Origin of the sequence: Pseudoalteromonas sp. NEC-BIFX-2020_002 (genome assembly GCF_013002825.1) — a bacterium.
Lineage (GTDB): Bacteria > Pseudomonadota > Gammaproteobacteria > Enterobacterales > Alteromonadaceae > Pseudoalteromonas > Pseudoalteromonas neustonica.
On record NZ_JABEPJ010000003.1, the window covers coordinates 91,142 to 107,909 of the forward strand.

Below are 16,768 nucleotides of genomic sequence, written 5' to 3' on the forward strand. Positions count from 1 at the left end.
CTCCCGTTGATAAACTTAACAAGAGAATACCAATGGCAGTTAAAGTATTAGTTGTTGATGATTCTAGTTTTTTTCGTCGCCGTGTGAGTGAAATACTAGAGCAAGATAAGGATATTGAAGTTATTGGTTTTGCGGTTAATGGCCGTGAAGCAGTAGAAAAGACCAGTCAGTTACGTCCAGATGTAATCACCATGGATATCGAAATGCCTGTGCTTGATGGTATTAGTGCTGTGAAAGAAATCATGGCTGCAAACCCTACACCTATTTTAATGTTTTCTTCATTAACCCGTGATGGTGCAACAGCAACATTAGATGCGCTTGATGCTGGAGCTTTGGATTTTTTACCGAAAAAATTTGAAGATATCGCTCGTAATAATGAAGACGCAGTTAAGTTATTACAAAATAAAGTAAAAGAAATTAGCCGCAGGCGCCTATCACGTATTAGTAGGCCAACAGCTCAAACACGACCAACAGCACCTACAACACCAACAAGGGTCGGTGGAGTTTCAGCGCGATCGTTAACAACTCCTCAGCCTGATCGTACTTTTAGCAGTAGACCTGCCAGTCCTTCTGTAGCGTCATCTAATAGTTTACGTGCATCAGGAAAAAAATACCAAATTGTCGCGATAGGAACATCAACGGGTGGACCCGTTGCATTGCAAGCAATTTTAACAAAGTTACCAGCCAATTTCCCTCATCCTATTTTACTGATACAGCATATGCCTGCAGCGTTTACACCTGCTTTTGCGGCTCGTTTAAATGGGTTGTGTCAAATTAAAGTAAAAGAAGCACAACAAGGTGACAGACTGTTACCTGGTGTCGCCTACCTCGCGCCAGGAGGTCAGCAAATGCTGATTGAGGGGCGTGGTGGCAGTCGAACATTAAAGGTATTTGAAGACGATAGTGCTAGGATCACTTATAAGCCAAGCGTAGATGTAACCTTTGCAAGTACTGCAAAAGCTTACCAAGGTGATGTATTAGCAGTTGTGTTGACTGGTATGGGAGCTGATGGCCGCGACGGTGCTAGAATGCTTAAACAAGCAGGGGCAACTATTTGGGCACAAGACGAAAAAACAAGTGTTGTTTATGGTATGCCACAAGCCGTTGCGAATGCAGGTCTATCATCTGCAAGTCTTGCGCTCGATGAAGTAGCAGGGCGAATCGTTCGAGAGATAGGTTGTGGATAAGTTATCTTTTTTTGGTTTAGCAATCGCGTTAGGCGCGATTGCTTTTGGTTATGTACTAGAGGGAGGCGTTGTTAGTGCCTTATTCAATGGTCCTGCTTTAGTTATAGTGCTCGGTGGTACATTAGGTGCTGTGATGTTGCAATCTCCAGCAAGTACTTTCATTAAAGCCTTAAAAATTAGCCATTGGGTTTTTTTCCCGCCAAAACGCGATATAGATAGTGCGATTGAGCAAGTAAAAGCATGGTCTCATAAAGCTCGTCAGGAGGGGTATTTAGCTCTTGAGGATGCAGCTCTTACCCACCCGGACCCCTATGCGGCGAAAGGCCTCAGTTTGCTCATTGATGGTGCAAGCGAGAATAAGCTTCGTGATGCACTTGAAATCGATTTATTACTAGAGCGAGATCGTCTACTTGAATCAAGTCGAGTTTATGAGGCTTTAGGGGGCTACAGTCCCACGATAGGTATTCTGGGGGCAGTGCTTGGCCTGATTCAGGCAATGTCATTTATTACCGAACCGGAAAAACTTGGCGCAGGTGTCGCTACGGCATTTATTGCAACTATTTACGGTGTCGGTTTGGCAAATCTTTTATTTTTACCTATGGCGAATAAGCTAAAATATCAAGTTGAACAAAAAATGCTTTTACATGAACTATTAGCTGAAGGCATCATTGCAATGAGCCAAGGTGACAGCCCAGCAAATATTGAATTAAAGCTAGAAGCATATCGCGTTGAGCGCCCTAACTTGATGCAAGAGTAATATTTATGATCCGCCGTCGTCTTCGTTCTTCAGCAGCAAGCAATCAGCACACTGAGCGTTGGCTTGTATCTTATGCTGACTACATGACAATTATGTTTGCGTTTTTTGTTGTTATGTATGCAATAGCAATCAATAAAGATGAAAGCTTTCAAATACTATCAGATTCATTGGAGCAGGTGTTTGATCAATCAGCTCGCCAACATAGTCAAGAAGGTAAAGGTGTTACAGGCACAGGATTATTGACTGACCGCGTTACGCCAGAAAATGACTTGTTGTTTGGTGAAAGCATACAAAAACAAGAAGCTGGGCCTGAATTACTTGATGGGCAAAGTGAGACTAGTAACATTAAACAAAAACATTTAGGCAAACCCTTAGATAGTTTGTTAACTAAATTACAATCAGCACTGATTGATGAAATTCGTGATGGTGAAGCAAGTTTAGAATTACATCAAGATTGGTTAATTATTGAGTTAAGTTCAGGCATGCTATTTTCTAGCGGGAGTGCTGTCGCACATAGTCGTGCGAAAACGGTGATCGGTGTCGTTAAAGATATAATAGCGCCCGTTGATAATTATATAAGAGTGCGCGGCTATACGGATAATGAGACTATACAGAACGAAATTTACCGTTCTAATTGGGAGCTATCAGTATCTCGTGCAACTTCTATTTTAGTCGAGTTAGAAGCCCTAGGTATAAACCCTGCCAGAATGGCAATTGAGGGTTACGGTCAATATTCGCCATTTGCTGATAATGATACAGAACAAGGCCGCGCTGAAAATCGTAAAGTGGTTGTTGCCTTATCTAAATATGGATTACCGCCAAAAATACTGAAAGTAGAAGGTGGCCCAGCAATCGAAGAGCCCGAACTTGAATCAATTGAGTTGCCATCGGACGATAACACTATTAAAGTGATCCAATTACCACATGGTGGAATACGAATTACAACGCGCAACGAAAAAAAATAAGGTGTGATGTGAAAATTTGGACGGTGGCAAATCAAAAAGGCGGAGTGGGTAAAACAACCACTGCTGTCAGTCTTGCTGGTATTTTAGCGCTGCAGGGAAAGCGAGTATTATTGATTGATACTGATCCTCATGCATCATTAACTTATTATTTTGGAATTGACTCTGAAGATTTAGAAGTCAGTGTTTACGATATTTTTGCACGGGGTAACTCGATGCAAAGTGAAGAAATTTTACAGGCTTTATGTCCGTCTAATATAGATAATTTAGATATCCTGCCGGCCACCATGGCAATTGCGACGCTCGATCGCAGTATGGGTAATAGAACAGGTATGGGGTTGATATTAAAAAAAGCCTTAGCAAAAATTAGTGATCATTATGATTACGCTATTTTAGATTGTCCACCAGTACTTGGTGTTCTTATGGTGAATGCTTTGGCTGCAAGTGAGCGTATTTTAGTTCCGGTACAAACGGAGTTTTTAGCATTAAAAGGGCTGGATAGAATGATGCGAACTATGGAGTTAATGCAAAGCTCGCAATCAAAGCAGTATCAATATACCATTATCCCTACAATGTATGATAAGAGAACTAATGCTTCTCTTGAAGCATACAAAACACTGCAACAAACATATCAAGAAAAAGTGTGGCCTGGAGTAATACCAGTAGATACTAAATTTCGTGATGCGAGTCTTGCTCAACAGGTGCCCATTCAGTATTGTCCACGATCTCGTGGTGTATACGCCTATCGTGCATTACTCGATTATTTGATTGAACAAGGTTAATTAATGAGCAAGCAGTTATTTGCTAATGAAAAAGTTATGACCCAATATTTGGGGGCTTTACTGTGCGAGGACGAAGATTCAACTGATTTACAGCCTGTAGCTAAATTGCTTGAGCAAGTTACTTCAACTCAAAAGAATACAGATTTACCAGCAAAGGCATCGCAACAACCAATTATAATGTTGGATGCGCTTGAAGATGTGAAGCCTCATGAAGAAGAAATTACTGAACAATTAAACCCCGTCCTTGAGAAACCACAGATCCAAGCTAAGATCAAAGGTATAGCAAATACTGAGCCGAAACTTAGTACAACGCAGCCGAAAACCCCTATTCAACGTCAAGAGGATTATTTTGATGGTGAATTTCAAGCGTTGTTCTTTGAAGTGGCGGGTTTAACGCTTGCCGTACCGTTAAAAGCGCTAGGTGGTATACATCAGTTAAGCGAAGTGAATCAATTGTTTGGGAAACCAAAATGGTTTAAAGGAGTCATGTTAAACCGTGAGGAAAACCTAAATGTTGTGGATACTGCTCGATGGGTAATGCCTGAAAAGTATACACAAGAATTAGAAGATAAGCTAAATTACCAATACCTGATCACGTTAGGTGATAGCCAGTGGGGGTTGTTAGCTGAAAAGTTAGTTAATAATATTACACTGCGTAGTGAAGATGTTAAGTGGCGGACAAAAAATGGCAAGCGCCCTTGGCTTGCCGGTGTTATTAAAGAAAAAATGTGTGCCTTAATTGATGTTGAAAATTTAAATCAATTACTGGAGCAAGGCTTAGATAGCCGTGAGCAGTAACGATATTCGGAGTAATAGCATGAGCGAAAAAAGAGTATTATCAAGCAGTAAAAATGCCGATAGCAATGATGAAGTATTGCAGTGGGTAACATTCAAACTTGAATCAGAGACCTACGGTGTCAATGTAATGCAGGTGCAAGAAATTTTGCGTTACACTGAAATAGCCCCAGTCCCTGGTGCGCCAAGTTATGTGCTGGGGATCATTAACTTACGCGGTAACGTAGTGACAGTTATTGATACTCGCTCACGCTTTGGTTTGATGTCAGCGGAAACTACTGATAACTCACGTGTTTTGATTATTGAAGCTGAAGAGCAGGTTATTGGTATTCTTGCTGATAGCGTTGCAGAAGTTGTTTACCTTCGAAGTTCAGAAATAGACAGCGCACCAAATATAGGCACTGAAGAAAGTGCTAAATTTATTCAAGGTGTAAGCAACCGTGATGGTGAGTTACTCATTCTAGTTGATTTAAATAAATTACTAAATGATGAAGAGTGGGATGAGTTAAGCGATATTTAACGCTTACAGATAAACTATGTTGTTACTCTCTTTAGTTTGTGGCGCACTAATTTTGATATTAGTGTGCTTTATTGTTTTATATGTCATGAATAGAAAAATATCTCAGATTGAATTTCTACATCAAAAAAAATTGAGCGATGTACTACAGCAAACCAATATTTTGCGAAGTGAAGTTGCAGAAATGCGAACTGGTATGCTTAGTATCGGTAAGCGCTTGGTGACTGTAGAGCAGCGTAATCAAGAGCTTGCACAGCAACAAGATGCGCAAAAATACGATGACCCTGATGCGAAAATTTATTCACGCGCAGTGAAAATGGTTGAACTTGGTGCAGATATAGAAGAGATCATTCGAGAATGCGAATTGCCGCGTGCTGAAGCTGAGTTACTCATGTCGTTACATCAACAGAAGGGCGCTAGTTAGCGCCTTTTATTTATATAAGTTTAAGGACCGCAGATACTTTAATGAGTGAACTTTCAATCTTAATCACGGCATGAGGCTTGTGGGCTAAGTAAGAATTGAGCTACAAGAAGCCAATATCTCTTAAGTAAAATGTTCAAGCAGTGCGTGTTTGGTAGTTATACCGTGTTATCACCTTTTTATATGAAGTAATCACACTACATAGATTTTGCTATATTTAAATAGCAAGCATGCGACAGAAAATTCAATCAGCAATGAATAAAGGGTTTTAAGCTTTTATATTTAATTTGCCGTGGAAGTCTTGCCAGCCTGGCGGAAACTTACCTCTTAAAACATATGAAAATGCGATAAGCTCTGCAATAACGTAATAAAGCTCTTTTGGAATTTCTTCACCAAGCTCTAAATGAGACAGTGTTTTTGCCAGCGCTTCGTCTTTATGTATTAAAATACCTTTTTCTTGGGCTGCTTTAATTATTTCATCTGCAAGCTCCCCAAAACCTTTACTGCTAACGGTAGGTGCTCGGCCTGCTTCATAGAGTAAGCCTATTGCCGACTTTTGTTTTGGCTCTTCATTCATAACTACACCTCATAACTACACTTTAATATTAATAATGGCGTGGGATTGGTAAAATGCCTGATGCTGTGGCGCACCTTGGCTAAGGTTAAGCTCTCCCACTTGTAAACCATGCGCTGTGAGCTTGTGCCGAAGACTCTCTATATGCGGATGCGCCATAGCCGTTATTTCTTGGCTAGATGCGAGTAACTTACAGTCTAATGCTTTATCCATTAACTCCGCAGTAATTTGTAATTGACCTAATGTGGCATAGTCAAAATTTAAACGTACAAACCAGACACTCTTGGCCTCTAACTTATCTTTACTGGGTTTTTTATATTGGCCAAGTGATATTTCTGTTTGTGCTGCTTCTGGTGGCAGCCGCATAGGCAGTAAAAATTGCACCAGTGGGTTGGTGTCTGGCTGTTGGTTTATTGGAGTTGTCGTTACTTGGCTTAGTGCTGTTTTTATTTGACTCAAGTCGGCCGCTAAAACTTGGCTATTTGCTTGCAGCAGCTGCTCTTGTAATTTTTGGCTATTAACCGCTTTGAAGTTTGGTACAAGCACCTGCAATAATGCATCAACAGAATTTTGGCCGTTAAACGTCAATGCGCTGATCGTATTTAAAGCCGGTGCGGCTAAAATACTAACAGTTAAGTGCTCAATGGCTTGGCTAAAACTCGTGTGTAGTGCACTTGCGGGGAGGCTTTGTGGTTGAATTATACTGAGAATTTCCCGTTGAATGGTCAAGGGTTGATGTGATTGGCTATCAATCATACGGCTAAAGGCCTGATTAACAAGGCGGTTAAGATCAACATTATCACTAAATTTCGGTTGTGCTAACTGCTCTATTTTTGCTGAGAGTATTTGACGAGACAGTAAATTTTTTTCACTGTGTGATATATGCGATAGTGTATAAGGAGGTGTTTTTTCTATCGGCATATTTAATAAAGGGGCTAGTAGTTTTGCCTCAATGGGTAGGCTTAATTGACTTGCTATTGGCGATACTGTTAGTGGTGCTTTTAGCGTCGGTATTGAGGGGTTATGCATTTGTGGTGTTGTTTTGATGTTAGCAGTAAGACTTTGCTTCATTGAGTCTATTGAGCTGTGTATAGGAGCATGAGCAGGTTTAAGCGTTACTTTATTTGATTCTACTACTTCAACGTTTTTGACTGTGCCGTAATGCGAACTCGTTTGTGTCGATTTATTTTTATTCTCGTCGATGGGGAGGGGTTTCTGAACGAGTTCATTAATAGGTGTTTTTATTTTACTCTTATCTCGAGATTGTGCTGAATTAGTTATCAGAGGTTCATTCATAGGCACACTTTTCGGTATTCGAACAGTCGCGTCATCCTTTATAGAAGACGGTATGGAAGGCTCCTTAAGCACAGGAGTCTGAATTTTTTCGGTCGGTGTAATCTGCGATCCCTTGTCCGTATTAGCTTGCCCCATTTTTGTTTGTGAGTTAGAGGTTGTTTGCGTTAAAAATAGCCCCGTCTCAGCTGTTTGCCGGTTACTGGTTGAAGAGGTTGGCATCTGGGTATTTACAGTCTTTAATGAGTCTAATTTATTTAGTGGTAATTCAGTGGCAGCATGTTGAGTGTTTGCTACCGCTGGCTGTATTGGTGTTGTTAACGTATTCAGCGCAGCTTTAACTTGTTGGAAAAATTGCACTAAGGGAGGCGATGAATGAAAATGTTTAGGTAGCGAAGACCCTTTACTGATATCAGCTTGTAGTGGGTCTAGATTATTATTAGCAAGGGCTGTTAAGTTAATTCTGCGCAATGACTCAGGTAATAGGGTTGCCACTTCTATTTTTTTGATTGTACGCGGTGATGCAGGTTGACTCATTTCGTCTTTGTTAAAAGAGGGGCTTGGCTTAGTAAACGGCTTATTTTCAAAGTATTGCACAGCATCTTTAATACGTGTTTTTAAATCAGCGAAACTATGTTGCAACCATGAGCTAATAGGGCTATTGCTGGAAAGTGAAGGGCTTGAGGTAACCGTATTTGCTTGCGAAAGTGCAGTTGTCTTTGCTAAATGCTGAGCACTGAGTAATGAATTAAATGTATGAGTAAGAGAATTTTTTAAAACAAGATCAACACTGGGTACATGCGTTTTAATCTGTAGTTGTTCATTCACTGCTGCAAGAGTGACTTTTTGCATCGTATTGCTGAGTTGATGTACATGCTCTGTTTTTACTGGAATGTTAAATGCATTTTTTTGTTGTGGAATAGTTAATTGTACGCTTTTATTTACCGTTTTTAATTGTGCTAGAGGAACAAGACTCGCAAGCCATGTTGCTAGTTTTCCTTGGCTAATAGGTTGCTGATGGAGGTTGTCGGCAAAGCGATTAATTACGGTTAACCTAAAGTTTTTATCTTGGACATTAATGAGCGCTTGTAAAGGTTGCTCTGCCTGTAATAACTGAGCGACTTCTTTATTAAGCGGTAAGCTGGCGTGCAATTGGCTAATAAGTAATTTTGCAATTGGCGCAGTAATCACATTAACCGGGAAAGGTTTATTGTCTAACTGACTGCCAGTGTTTATGAAATTTAATAAACTTTGTAGCTGCTTATGTTGTGTTAAAGGGATATTTAGTTGCGTTGGTAAAATGGTGAGTTGTTTACCATCAGCACTTAATTGTACTTGCGCACTGGAAATCTTTTGCGCCTGCTCAGGAGATTGAGTGGTTGCTAAGCGTAACGTTTGCCAGTGTTTATCAACAAGTATATCTATCTGTACAGAGCCTTTAGCAAACACGATATTTTTCGCGCTGAGTGTTTGTTCACCTGAGATGATTGTTTGCTGCGTAGCACCGACTGCAGGCTGGTTAACAGTCAGTGAGTTAGCTAAAGATATCTGTGTAGGTTTATTCATTATTTTAAATCAAATTATCATTAATCGGTTTCATCGGATTATTCGTATTACCCTATCATTATGGTAGACTAACACCTAATTTTGGGGATAGAGAATCGTCATCTTGTTACACATTAAGTCCGTCACCTGCATCAAGCAAGAGCGCTGCTTGTTTGAGGATCTTAATTTCAGTTTGAAATCGGGACAAATTATGCAGTTAGCTGGCCCTAACGGGGCAGGTAAAACATCATTATTGCGAATTATCGCGGGTTTTTCAGTCCCCGATGAGGGGGATGTTTTATGGCAAGGTAAGTCGATAATTAAGAACTATGACGAATTTGCGCGTGAGCTTTTATTTATTGGCCATAAAACGGGTGTTAATAGTCAGTTGACCGCATTGGAAAATGTACAGTTTTGGTTACAGATACAAGGCTATAACGATACCCAAGACCTTTATGCGTTACTTGCCAAAATTGGCTTAGTTGGCCTTGAAGATGTCCCCGTTCGAATGTTGTCTGCAGGACAACAGCGACGTGTTGCCTTACTTAGATTATGGTTAAATAGCGCAAAGTTATGGGTTTTAGATGAACCATTTACTGCGCTAGATAAAGCGGGTGTTGCCTTTTTACAGCAACGCTTTATAACCCACCTAGAGCAGGGGGGGGCTATTTTACTAACTACCCACCAAGATTTAACAACCCACTTTAATGATTTACAAACTGTCACGTTGGAGTATAGACACTGATGATACGCCAGCATTCTTATTGGCAGCTATTTAGTGCTGTTTGTAAAAAAGATTTACAGTTAGCCTTTCGCCAACGCGCAGAAATTGTTAATCCATTATTATTCTTTTTAATAGTTATTACGTTATTTCCGTTAGCAATTGGTCCTGAGCCAGGACTTCTAGCACGTATAGCTCCTGGTATTATTTGGGTTGCTGCGCTGTTATCTACTATGTTGGGGTTGGATAAATTATTTCGTGATGATTATCACGATGGCAGTCTTGAGCAGTTAATAGCATCATCTTACCCACTACCGCTTACGGTGTTAGCAAAAGTGGTTGCTCATTGGATTATTACAGGGCTGCCGTTGGTACTAATGACACCTTTATTTGCGCTATTACTGAATTTAGACACGAATGCGTTAATCGCAACAGTGCTCACTTTATTGTTGGGCACACCATTATTAAGTTTTATTGGCGCTATTGGCGCGGGTTTAACTGTCGGATTACAAAAGGGAGGGATTTTAATGAGTTTGCTCGTACTGCCTTTGTATATTCCGGTTTTGATTTTTGCAACGTCTGCTATTGATACCAGTACAATGTCACTGGATTATAGTGGGCAGCTTGCCATCCTTGGTGCGATGTTAGTCGTTGCTATATTAAGCGCACCAATTGCCATATCGTCAGCATTAAAAGTGAGTGTAAGTTAATATGTGGAAGTGGTTACATCCCTACGCTAAAGCAGATCGTGCATATCAATTATGTAATACGTTACTGCCCTATTTTGCCGTAATAACGGTTGTGTGTATGATTGTTGGTTGGGTTTGGGGTTTGGCGTACGCGCCGGCTGATTACCAACAAAAAGACAGCTATCGTATTATTTTTATTCATGTTCCTTCAGCAATTTTATCAATGGGAGCATATTCTTCTATGGCCATAGCCGCTATCGTGGCACTTGTATGGCAACTTCGTAACGCAGAGCTTGCCGTTATTGCAATTGCACCTGTGGGCGCATGTGTTACAGCTATCGCACTTATTACTGGTGCTGCATGGGGTAAACCTATGTGGGGTGCTTGGTGGGTGTGGGATGCGCGTTTAACCTCAGAGTTAATTTTATTATTCTTATACCTAGGTGTGCTGTCGTTGTACCACGCTTTTGAAGACAAGAAAGCAGCGGGTCGAGCTGCGTCTATTCTTGCCATTGTAGGAGTTATAAATTTACCGATCATTCATTTCTCAGTTGAATGGTGGAACACACTACATCAAGGAGCAAGTATTACTAAATTCAATACTAATGCCATTGATCCAAGTATGTTTTGGCCACTAATGTTAAATATTGTTGCGTTTGCTGCATTCGTCGGCACTGTGACTTTAATGCGTCTTAAAAATGAAATTTTACAACGTGAAAAACACCGACCTTGGGTTCGTCAGTTGTTAAATAGGGGCTAGTTATGCAGTTTGATTCTTTTTCTGATTTTATAGCCATGGGTGGTTATGGCTTTTATGTTTGGTTATCTTTTGGTTCCTGCGCGCTGATTTTAATAGGTATTTTACTCAGCTCGTTAAACGACACTAAACGCATTTTATCGTCTGTTCAGCAACAGGTTGACCGTGAAGCACGTATAAAACAGGCTAAACAGGAGCAGCAAGTATGAACCCAAGACGTAAAAAACGTTTATTAGCAGTCACTGCAATTGTATTTGGTGTAGGTGCGGTTATTGGATTAGTGCTTTATGCACTGCAAGAGAATATTAATTTATTTTACACCCCTAGTGAACTAATAGAAGGTAAAGGACCGAATAAAGAGTTGCCGTATATAGGCCAAAAATTACGTATCGGTGGCATGGTAGTGCCAGGTTCAGTGGTCCGTGATGAAACGAGCTTAGAAGTGAGCTTTAAGCTAATTGATACTGGGCCTTTAGTGACTATACGTTATCAAGGTATTTTGCCGGATTTATTTCGCGAGGGACAAGGGATTGTGGCGCAAGGGTTATTAGTTGAACCTAATGTGATAGAAGCCTTTGAAGTACTTGCCAAGCATGACGAAGAGTATATGCCAGCTGAAGTTGCTGAGGCAGTAAAAGGAATTAAACACGAGAAACCGAAGTACAACTTAGGAAGTGACTATTAATATGATCCCTGAAATCGGTTATTTTTCTTTAACACTCGCTATGGTGCTGAGTGTTTTATTGTGTATTTTTCCATTGTGGGGTGCGCATACAGGCAATTTACGCCTAATGCGTGCAGCGCCTTCATTGGCTATTGGTCAATTCGTTTTTGTTTTAATCTCATTTGCAGCATTAATTTATGCAAGTTTAACCGATGATTTTACTGTGGCGTATGTCGCATACCATTCAAGTAGTTCATTACCTTGGTATTATAAAATCACCTCTACATGGGGCGGACATGAAGGCGCAATTTTATTGTGGTTAGTCATGCAAGCTGGTTGGACTGCTGTCGTGGCGATGCGTTCAGGTTCTTTACCTTGGATACTCAGGGCTCGCGTGCTTGGCGTGCTAGGCTTTTTAGGGGTAGGCTTTATGCTTTATACGCTCTTAATGTCTAGTCCATTTGAGCTACTCTTACCTTACTATCCAGTTGAAGGCCGTGATTTAAATCCGTTATTACAAGATCCCGGTATGATTATCCATCCCCCATTATTATATATGGGCTATGTTGGCTTATCTGTTTCATTCTCATTTGCTATTGCTGCGTTATTGACCGGCAAACTCGATAATACATGGGCAAAATGGTCACGTCCTTGGACTATGACTGCCTGGGGCTTCTTAACTTTGGGTATAACAGTCGGTAGCTGGTGGGCATACGCTGAATTAGGTTGGGGCGGTTGGTGGTTTTGGGATCCGGTTGAAAACGCATCGCTAATGCCATGGCTTGTTGCCACAGCGTTATTACACTCACTGTCAGTGACTGAAAAACGTGGCGTATTCAAATCATGGACAGTTTTACTTGCTATCTCAGCTTTCTCTTTGAGCTTATTAGGCACGTTTATTGTTCGTTCAGGTATTATTGTTTCGGTCCATGCATTTGCGACAGACCCTGATCGTGGTTTATTTATTCTTGCATTTTTAGCGATTGTTGTAGGCGGTGGTTTAACGCTCTATGCCTTTAGAGTATCGCAAGTAAAAAGTGAAGGGCGCTATAAGTTAGTCTCTCGAGAAGTTGCATTATGGCTGAATAATATCTTTTTAGTGGTTGCGACATTCATTGTTTTATTAGGCACTTTGTTACCTATGATCCACAAAGAAATGGGCTTAGGCAGCATTTCAATTGGCGAACCATTCTTTAATAAGATGTTTGCAATTTTATTGGTACCATTTGCAATACTAATGGGAATTGGGCCGCTATTACGTTGGAAGCAAAATAAATGGGCATTTTTACAAAATAAATTACTCATAGCAGCAGTTGCAAGCATAGTGGTCACCGCAGGCTGGCTATTTTTAAGTTATGAGGATGTTGCACCCCTTACATTATTAGCAACAACATTAGCCATGTGGATTATGTTCACAACAGCATCAGATTTATATGATAAAACCCTTGTTCATGGCAGCTTTATTAAAGGGTTAAAACGTTTGACTTTAAGCTACTGGGCAATGGTGTTGGGGCATGTTGGTATTGCCTTTGTTATTGCTGGAGTAACTTTAACATCAGCTTATTCAGTTGAACGAGATGTTTCAATGCAGCCATTGGACGTTGTTCAGCTTAATGAGTATGACTACCGCTTTGAGGGTGTAAAAAGCATTCGCGGGCCAAATTACAGTGGTCATGCTGGTGTAGTAAGCGTATTGAAAAATGGCTCACTCGTAACGAAATTATACGCAGAGAAACGTCAGTATGATATTGGCATGCAATTTATGACTGAAGCGGCGATTGATGCAGGGTTTACTCGAGATCTTTATTTAGCGCTAGGTGAGCAACTCAGTAATGGGGGCTGGTCGTTACGCATTTATCACAAACCATACGTGAGATGGATGTGGTTAGGTGGTATTTTAATTTCGTTGGCTGGGTTTATGATTTTAGGTGATAAACGCTACAGGACAAGCAGAAAAAGTGACGAGCAATTACAGCCGAAGGGTGTTGTATGAACCGTAAATTTTTAGCGCTATTGCCTTTATTAGCATTCGCACTGGTATGCGTGTTTTTATTTCAGGGATTATTTGCTAATCCCCGTGAGATTCAAACGGGTCGCTTAGGTCAACAAATGCCAGCATTTAATTTGCCAGATTTAATGCAAGACTCAAAGCGTTGGCAAGAAAGTGATTTAAAAGGCGATGTCTATTTATTAAATGTGTGGGGCACATGGTGCCCAACGTGTTTAGCAGAACTTGATTATCTTACCCAATTACGAGAACAAGGCGTCAGAATTATAGGGCTCTATTACGTACAAAGTTATGACAGTGATTTTGATGGTGAGTTTGATATTGTCGCACTGCGTGATGAAGTCAGCACGATGTTAGGTCGTGCAGGTGACCCATACCAATTTAATATCCTAGACTTAAACCGCACACTGGCATTGGATTTAGGTGTATCGGGTGCACCAGAAACGTTTTTAGTGGATAGCAAAGGTACTATTTTGCTTCATCACACGGGGGATATTAATCCACGCGTGTGGCGTGCTAAATTTGCACCGTTAATGCAGGAGTTAAAGCCATGAAGTATGTATTAATTAGTTTTTTCTTATTATTCAGCACAGGAATTCTCGCTGAACAAGACCGCTACGTTTTTGCCAATGATGAGCAAGCTCAGCGCTTTGGTGAGTTAACAAAAGAACTGCGTTGTCCTAAATGTCAAAATCAAAACATTGCAGACTCTGATGCTGTAGTTGCAAAAGATTTGCGTGATAAAGTACTGTTGCTCGTTAAAGATGGCAAAACAAAAGATGAAGTAATTGACTATATGATAGATCGTTATGGTTACTTTGTTCATTACGAACCACCCGTTACGCCAGCCACATTAGTATTGTGGGTATTACCAGTATTAATCGTTATTTTTGGTTTTGGTTTCATTGTGTTTCGCCAACGTAAAGCGGCTGTCAAACAAACATGGAATGATCAAGATGAAGTGTTATTAACTAAGTTAATTGCAAAAAACCAGCGTCAGGAGCAAAACTAAATGATTTTAATGTGGGCATCGTTTGTGCTACTGACGCTTTTGGCTATCACGTTTGTGGCTTTGCCTTTTTTAACCAAAGAGCGAATACAGAATCTAACCTATAATGCTAACTCTGAATTAATTGCTATTTATGAGCAACGACTTGGTGAGCTTAGTTTAGATCTGGCTGAGCAGCGCATAGAACAACAAAGTTACGATGAGTCAATTATTGAATTGAAATGTCGATTGTTAAATGAGCTATCGCCAGAAAAGTCACTCTTCAGTCGTGGAAATAATCGTATTTTTGCGTTGACGGGCAGTGCATTTTTAGTCGTCTTAACCTTAATATTTTATACCGCAACAGGTTCGCAGCATCAATTAGAAAGCTGGAAGGCTGCGATGGAAAATTTACCTGAATATGGTGAACGTGCAGTGATGCAAAAAGGTGAACCATTAACGCAGAATGAGCTTCAAGCGTTCGCGTTGGGTTTACGCACTAAGCTTGCGCAAAGTGGTGATGATGAAGTTGCATGGATGTTACTAGGTCGCGTTGCGATGTCTTTAAATGAATATGACATGGCTCAGCAATCATTTGATAAAGTACTGCGTTTAAACCCTGAAAACTTGGCTGTATTGATCAGTTATAGTCAGTTAATGTTGCTCCAAGGCGACGATGTTAGTATGAATAAAGCAGCGCAAATGCTATCACGTGTATTAAAAGATGAACCTACAAATCTTGATGCTATTTCATTATTAGCGCTTATTGCTTATGAACGCCACGATTGGCTGGAAGCAAAAGCTGCATTTGAGATGCTTTTAAACAGCATGGATGAACAAGATAGTCGTTATAATATGATTGCACAGAGAATCGCAGAGATTGATCAAAATATTGCAGCCAAGAACACGCAGATCACCCCTGTAGAGAAGTCGTTTGCTGCAGGTACAGAGACAAGTAATATTTCCGTCACGATTGAGCTTGCTCCTCAACTGATAGCAAACTTACCTGAAAAAGGCACTTTATTTGTATTTGCAAAAGCAGCCAGTGGCCCTGCAATGCCGCTTGCAGTTGTAAAGTTAACGCAATATAGTTTTCCTCTTCAAGTCCAATTAAGCGATAACAACTCAATGGTTGAAGGTTTAACGCTTTCAAGTACCGAGCAAATAATATTAACAGCACGTATTTCAAAAGACGCTTCTGTAATGCCATCAAGTGGTGAGCTTGAAGGAAAATCAGGTATTTTACAGCGCAGTGAAACGAGCGAATACACTCTATTAATAGATGAGCTAATACCTTAAGGATAAAAGATGTTAAGACAGAGTTTGATTATATTAGGGTTACTAGTGAGCGCGGGATGCGCACAAGTACCAGAAGAAAAAGCGGATGAGCGTGACCCGCTGCAATCATTTAATCGTCCGATGTATGACTTTAATATGGATGTGTTGGATGCTTACATTCTTCGCCCTGTTGCAGTTGGGTATGTTGCTGTTACACCAACACCTGTAAGACGAAGCTTAGTTAATTTTACAGATAACATCAGCGCCCCAACGGATGTTATTAATGCGACATTACAAGGTAAAGCTGGTAATGCGGGCATTAGTATTGCTCGCTTTTTAGTTAATTCAACCGTGGGTATTTTTGGTGTTTTTGATGTTGCCAGCTCTCTTGGTCTAAATATTATAGATGAAGATTTCGGACAAACCCTAGGTGTGTGGGGAGTCGGCGATGGTGCGTATTTAATGTTACCAGGTATGGGACCATCAACAGCGCGTAATCTAGCTGGCGATGTGGTCGATGGTTTTGTATTACCTGAGATAGCCTTAACCACACCACAAACAGTGCTAGTATTTGCTTTTAAAGCAATCGAAGCGCGAGCGTCATTAATTCCACAAGAAAGCTTACTGAATGAATCTTTAGACCCTTATATTTTTATGAAGGATATCTATTTCCAACGTCAGTTATATGAATTGTATGATGGTAATCCACCAATTGAGAAAGAGCCTGAAGATTTTGATGAAGACTTTTTAGAAAGTTTGTAATTGAAAACATAAAAAATGCCAGCTAAGCTGGCATTTTTTATGTTTATACTAATCTGCATAAATATTTG

19 protein-coding genes are annotated in these 16,768 nt (G+C 40.4%); 17 read left to right on the plus strand and 2 right to left on the minus strand.

All coding sequences use genetic code 11. From position 1 onward, the window contains the following. Positions 1–32 precede the first annotated feature (32 nt). From HJP15_RS04730 to HJP15_RS04760, 7 genes are all read left to right on the plus strand, one after another. The gene (locus HJP15_RS04730; RefSeq protein ID WP_054203295.1) at positions 33–1,187 is read left to right on the plus strand and encodes a protein-glutamate methylesterase/protein-glutamine glutaminase; all 1,155 of its coding nucleotides are present in this window, start codon (positions 33–35) and stop codon (positions 1,185–1,187) included. After that, positions 1,180–1,944 carry a flagellar motor protein gene (locus tag HJP15_RS04735; protein WP_054203294.1) on the plus strand — a complete coding sequence of 255 codons (765 nt, stop codon included), beginning with the start codon at positions 1,180–1,182 and terminating at the stop codon, positions 1,942–1,944. The genes HJP15_RS04730 and HJP15_RS04735 overlap by 8 nt, the downstream gene beginning before the upstream one ends. A 5-nt stretch (positions 1,945–1,949) precedes the next feature. After that, positions 1,950–2,909: a flagellar motor protein MotB gene (locus HJP15_RS04740; RefSeq protein WP_054203293.1), complete on the plus strand. Its 960-nt coding sequence runs from the start codon at positions 1,950–1,952 to the stop codon at positions 2,907–2,909. 8 nt (positions 2,910–2,917) lie between these two features. After that, on the plus strand, positions 2,918–3,688 hold the full coding sequence (locus HJP15_RS04745; protein ID WP_054203292.1) for a ParA family protein: 771 nt from the start codon (positions 2,918–2,920) through the stop codon (positions 3,686–3,688). Between the two features lie 3 nt (positions 3,689–3,691). After that, positions 3,692–4,486, plus strand: a complete 795-nt coding sequence (locus HJP15_RS04750) for a chemotaxis protein CheW (RefSeq protein ID WP_054203291.1) — start codon at positions 3,692–3,694, stop codon at positions 4,484–4,486. 19 nt (positions 4,487–4,505) lie between these two features. Next, a complete protein-coding gene (locus tag HJP15_RS04755; protein ID WP_054203290.1) occupies positions 4,506–5,003 on the plus strand; it encodes a chemotaxis protein CheW in 498 nt (165 codons plus the stop codon). A gap of 85 nt (positions 5,004–5,088) precedes the next feature. Then, on the plus strand, positions 5,089–5,424 hold the full coding sequence (locus HJP15_RS04760; RefSeq protein WP_405631221.1) for a DUF2802 domain-containing protein: 336 nt from the start codon (positions 5,089–5,091) through the stop codon (positions 5,422–5,424). Positions 5,425–5,689: 265 nt separating this feature from the next. Here HJP15_RS04760 and HJP15_RS04765 read toward each other — a convergent pair whose 3' ends face one another. After that, on the minus strand, positions 5,690–5,998 hold the full coding sequence (locus tag HJP15_RS04765; RefSeq protein WP_054203288.1) for an EscU/YscU/HrcU family type III secretion system export apparatus switch protein: 309 nt from the start codon (positions 5,996–5,998) through the stop codon (positions 5,690–5,692). A 15-nt stretch (positions 5,999–6,013) separates the two neighbouring features. After that, complete coding sequence (gene fliK, locus HJP15_RS21840; protein WP_249365792.1) at positions 6,014–8,854, minus strand: flagellar hook-length control protein FliK; 2,841 nt, start codon at positions 8,852–8,854, stop codon at positions 6,014–6,016. Positions 8,855–8,957: 103 nt separating this feature from the next. Here fliK and ccmA point away from each other — a divergent pair, with 103 nt between their 5' ends. Genes ccmA through HJP15_RS04820 form a run of 10 tightly spaced genes read left to right on the plus strand, consistent with a single transcriptional unit; the run spans position 8,958 to position 16,700 of the window. Beyond that, the gene (gene ccmA / locus HJP15_RS04775; RefSeq protein ID WP_082355638.1) at positions 8,958–9,578 is read left to right on the plus strand and encodes a cytochrome c biogenesis heme-transporting ATPase CcmA; all 621 of its coding nucleotides are present in this window, start codon (positions 8,958–8,960) and stop codon (positions 9,576–9,578) included. Continuing rightward, entirely contained in the window at positions 9,578–10,264 is a 687-nt protein-coding gene (ccmB, locus tag HJP15_RS04780) for a heme exporter protein CcmB (RefSeq protein ID WP_054453895.1), read from the plus strand. Before ccmA ends, ccmB begins: the two co-directional genes overlap by 1 nt. Before the next feature lies 1 nt (position 10,265). Next, a complete protein-coding gene (locus HJP15_RS04785) occupies positions 10,266–11,003 on the plus strand; it encodes a heme ABC transporter permease (protein ID WP_054203284.1) in 738 nt (245 codons plus the stop codon). A 2-nt stretch (positions 11,004–11,005) separates the two neighbouring features. Continuing rightward, the gene (gene ccmD / locus HJP15_RS04790) at positions 11,006–11,209 is read left to right on the plus strand and encodes a heme exporter protein CcmD (protein WP_054453897.1); all 204 of its coding nucleotides are present in this window, start codon (positions 11,006–11,008) and stop codon (positions 11,207–11,209) included. Beyond that, entirely contained in the window at positions 11,206–11,685 is a 480-nt protein-coding gene (gene ccmE / locus HJP15_RS04795; RefSeq protein ID WP_054203282.1) for a cytochrome c maturation protein CcmE, read from the plus strand. The genes ccmD and ccmE overlap by 4 nt, the downstream gene beginning before the upstream one ends. Before the next feature lies 1 nt (position 11,686). Next, on the plus strand, positions 11,687–13,657 hold the full coding sequence (locus tag HJP15_RS04800) for a heme lyase CcmF/NrfE family subunit (protein ID WP_054203281.1): 1,971 nt from the start codon (positions 11,687–11,689) through the stop codon (positions 13,655–13,657). Then, on the plus strand, positions 13,654–14,226 hold the full coding sequence (locus HJP15_RS04805) for a redoxin family protein (RefSeq protein WP_054203280.1): 573 nt from the start codon (positions 13,654–13,656) through the stop codon (positions 14,224–14,226). The genes HJP15_RS04800 and HJP15_RS04805 overlap by 4 nt, the downstream gene beginning before the upstream one ends. Next, positions 14,223–14,684, plus strand: a complete 462-nt coding sequence (locus tag HJP15_RS04810) for a cytochrome c-type biogenesis protein (protein ID WP_169327119.1) — start codon at positions 14,223–14,225, stop codon at positions 14,682–14,684. The genes HJP15_RS04805 and HJP15_RS04810 overlap by 4 nt, the downstream gene beginning before the upstream one ends. Further along, entirely contained in the window at positions 14,685–15,959 is a 1,275-nt protein-coding gene (ccmI, locus tag HJP15_RS04815; protein ID WP_170173167.1) for a c-type cytochrome biogenesis protein CcmI, read from the plus strand. It abuts the gene before it with no gap. A 9-nt stretch (positions 15,960–15,968) separates the two neighbouring features. Next, positions 15,969–16,700 carry an MlaA family lipoprotein gene (locus tag HJP15_RS04820; protein WP_054203277.1) on the plus strand — a complete coding sequence of 244 codons (732 nt, stop codon included), beginning with the start codon at positions 15,969–15,971 and terminating at the stop codon, positions 16,698–16,700. Positions 16,701–16,768: the final 68 nt, after the last annotated feature.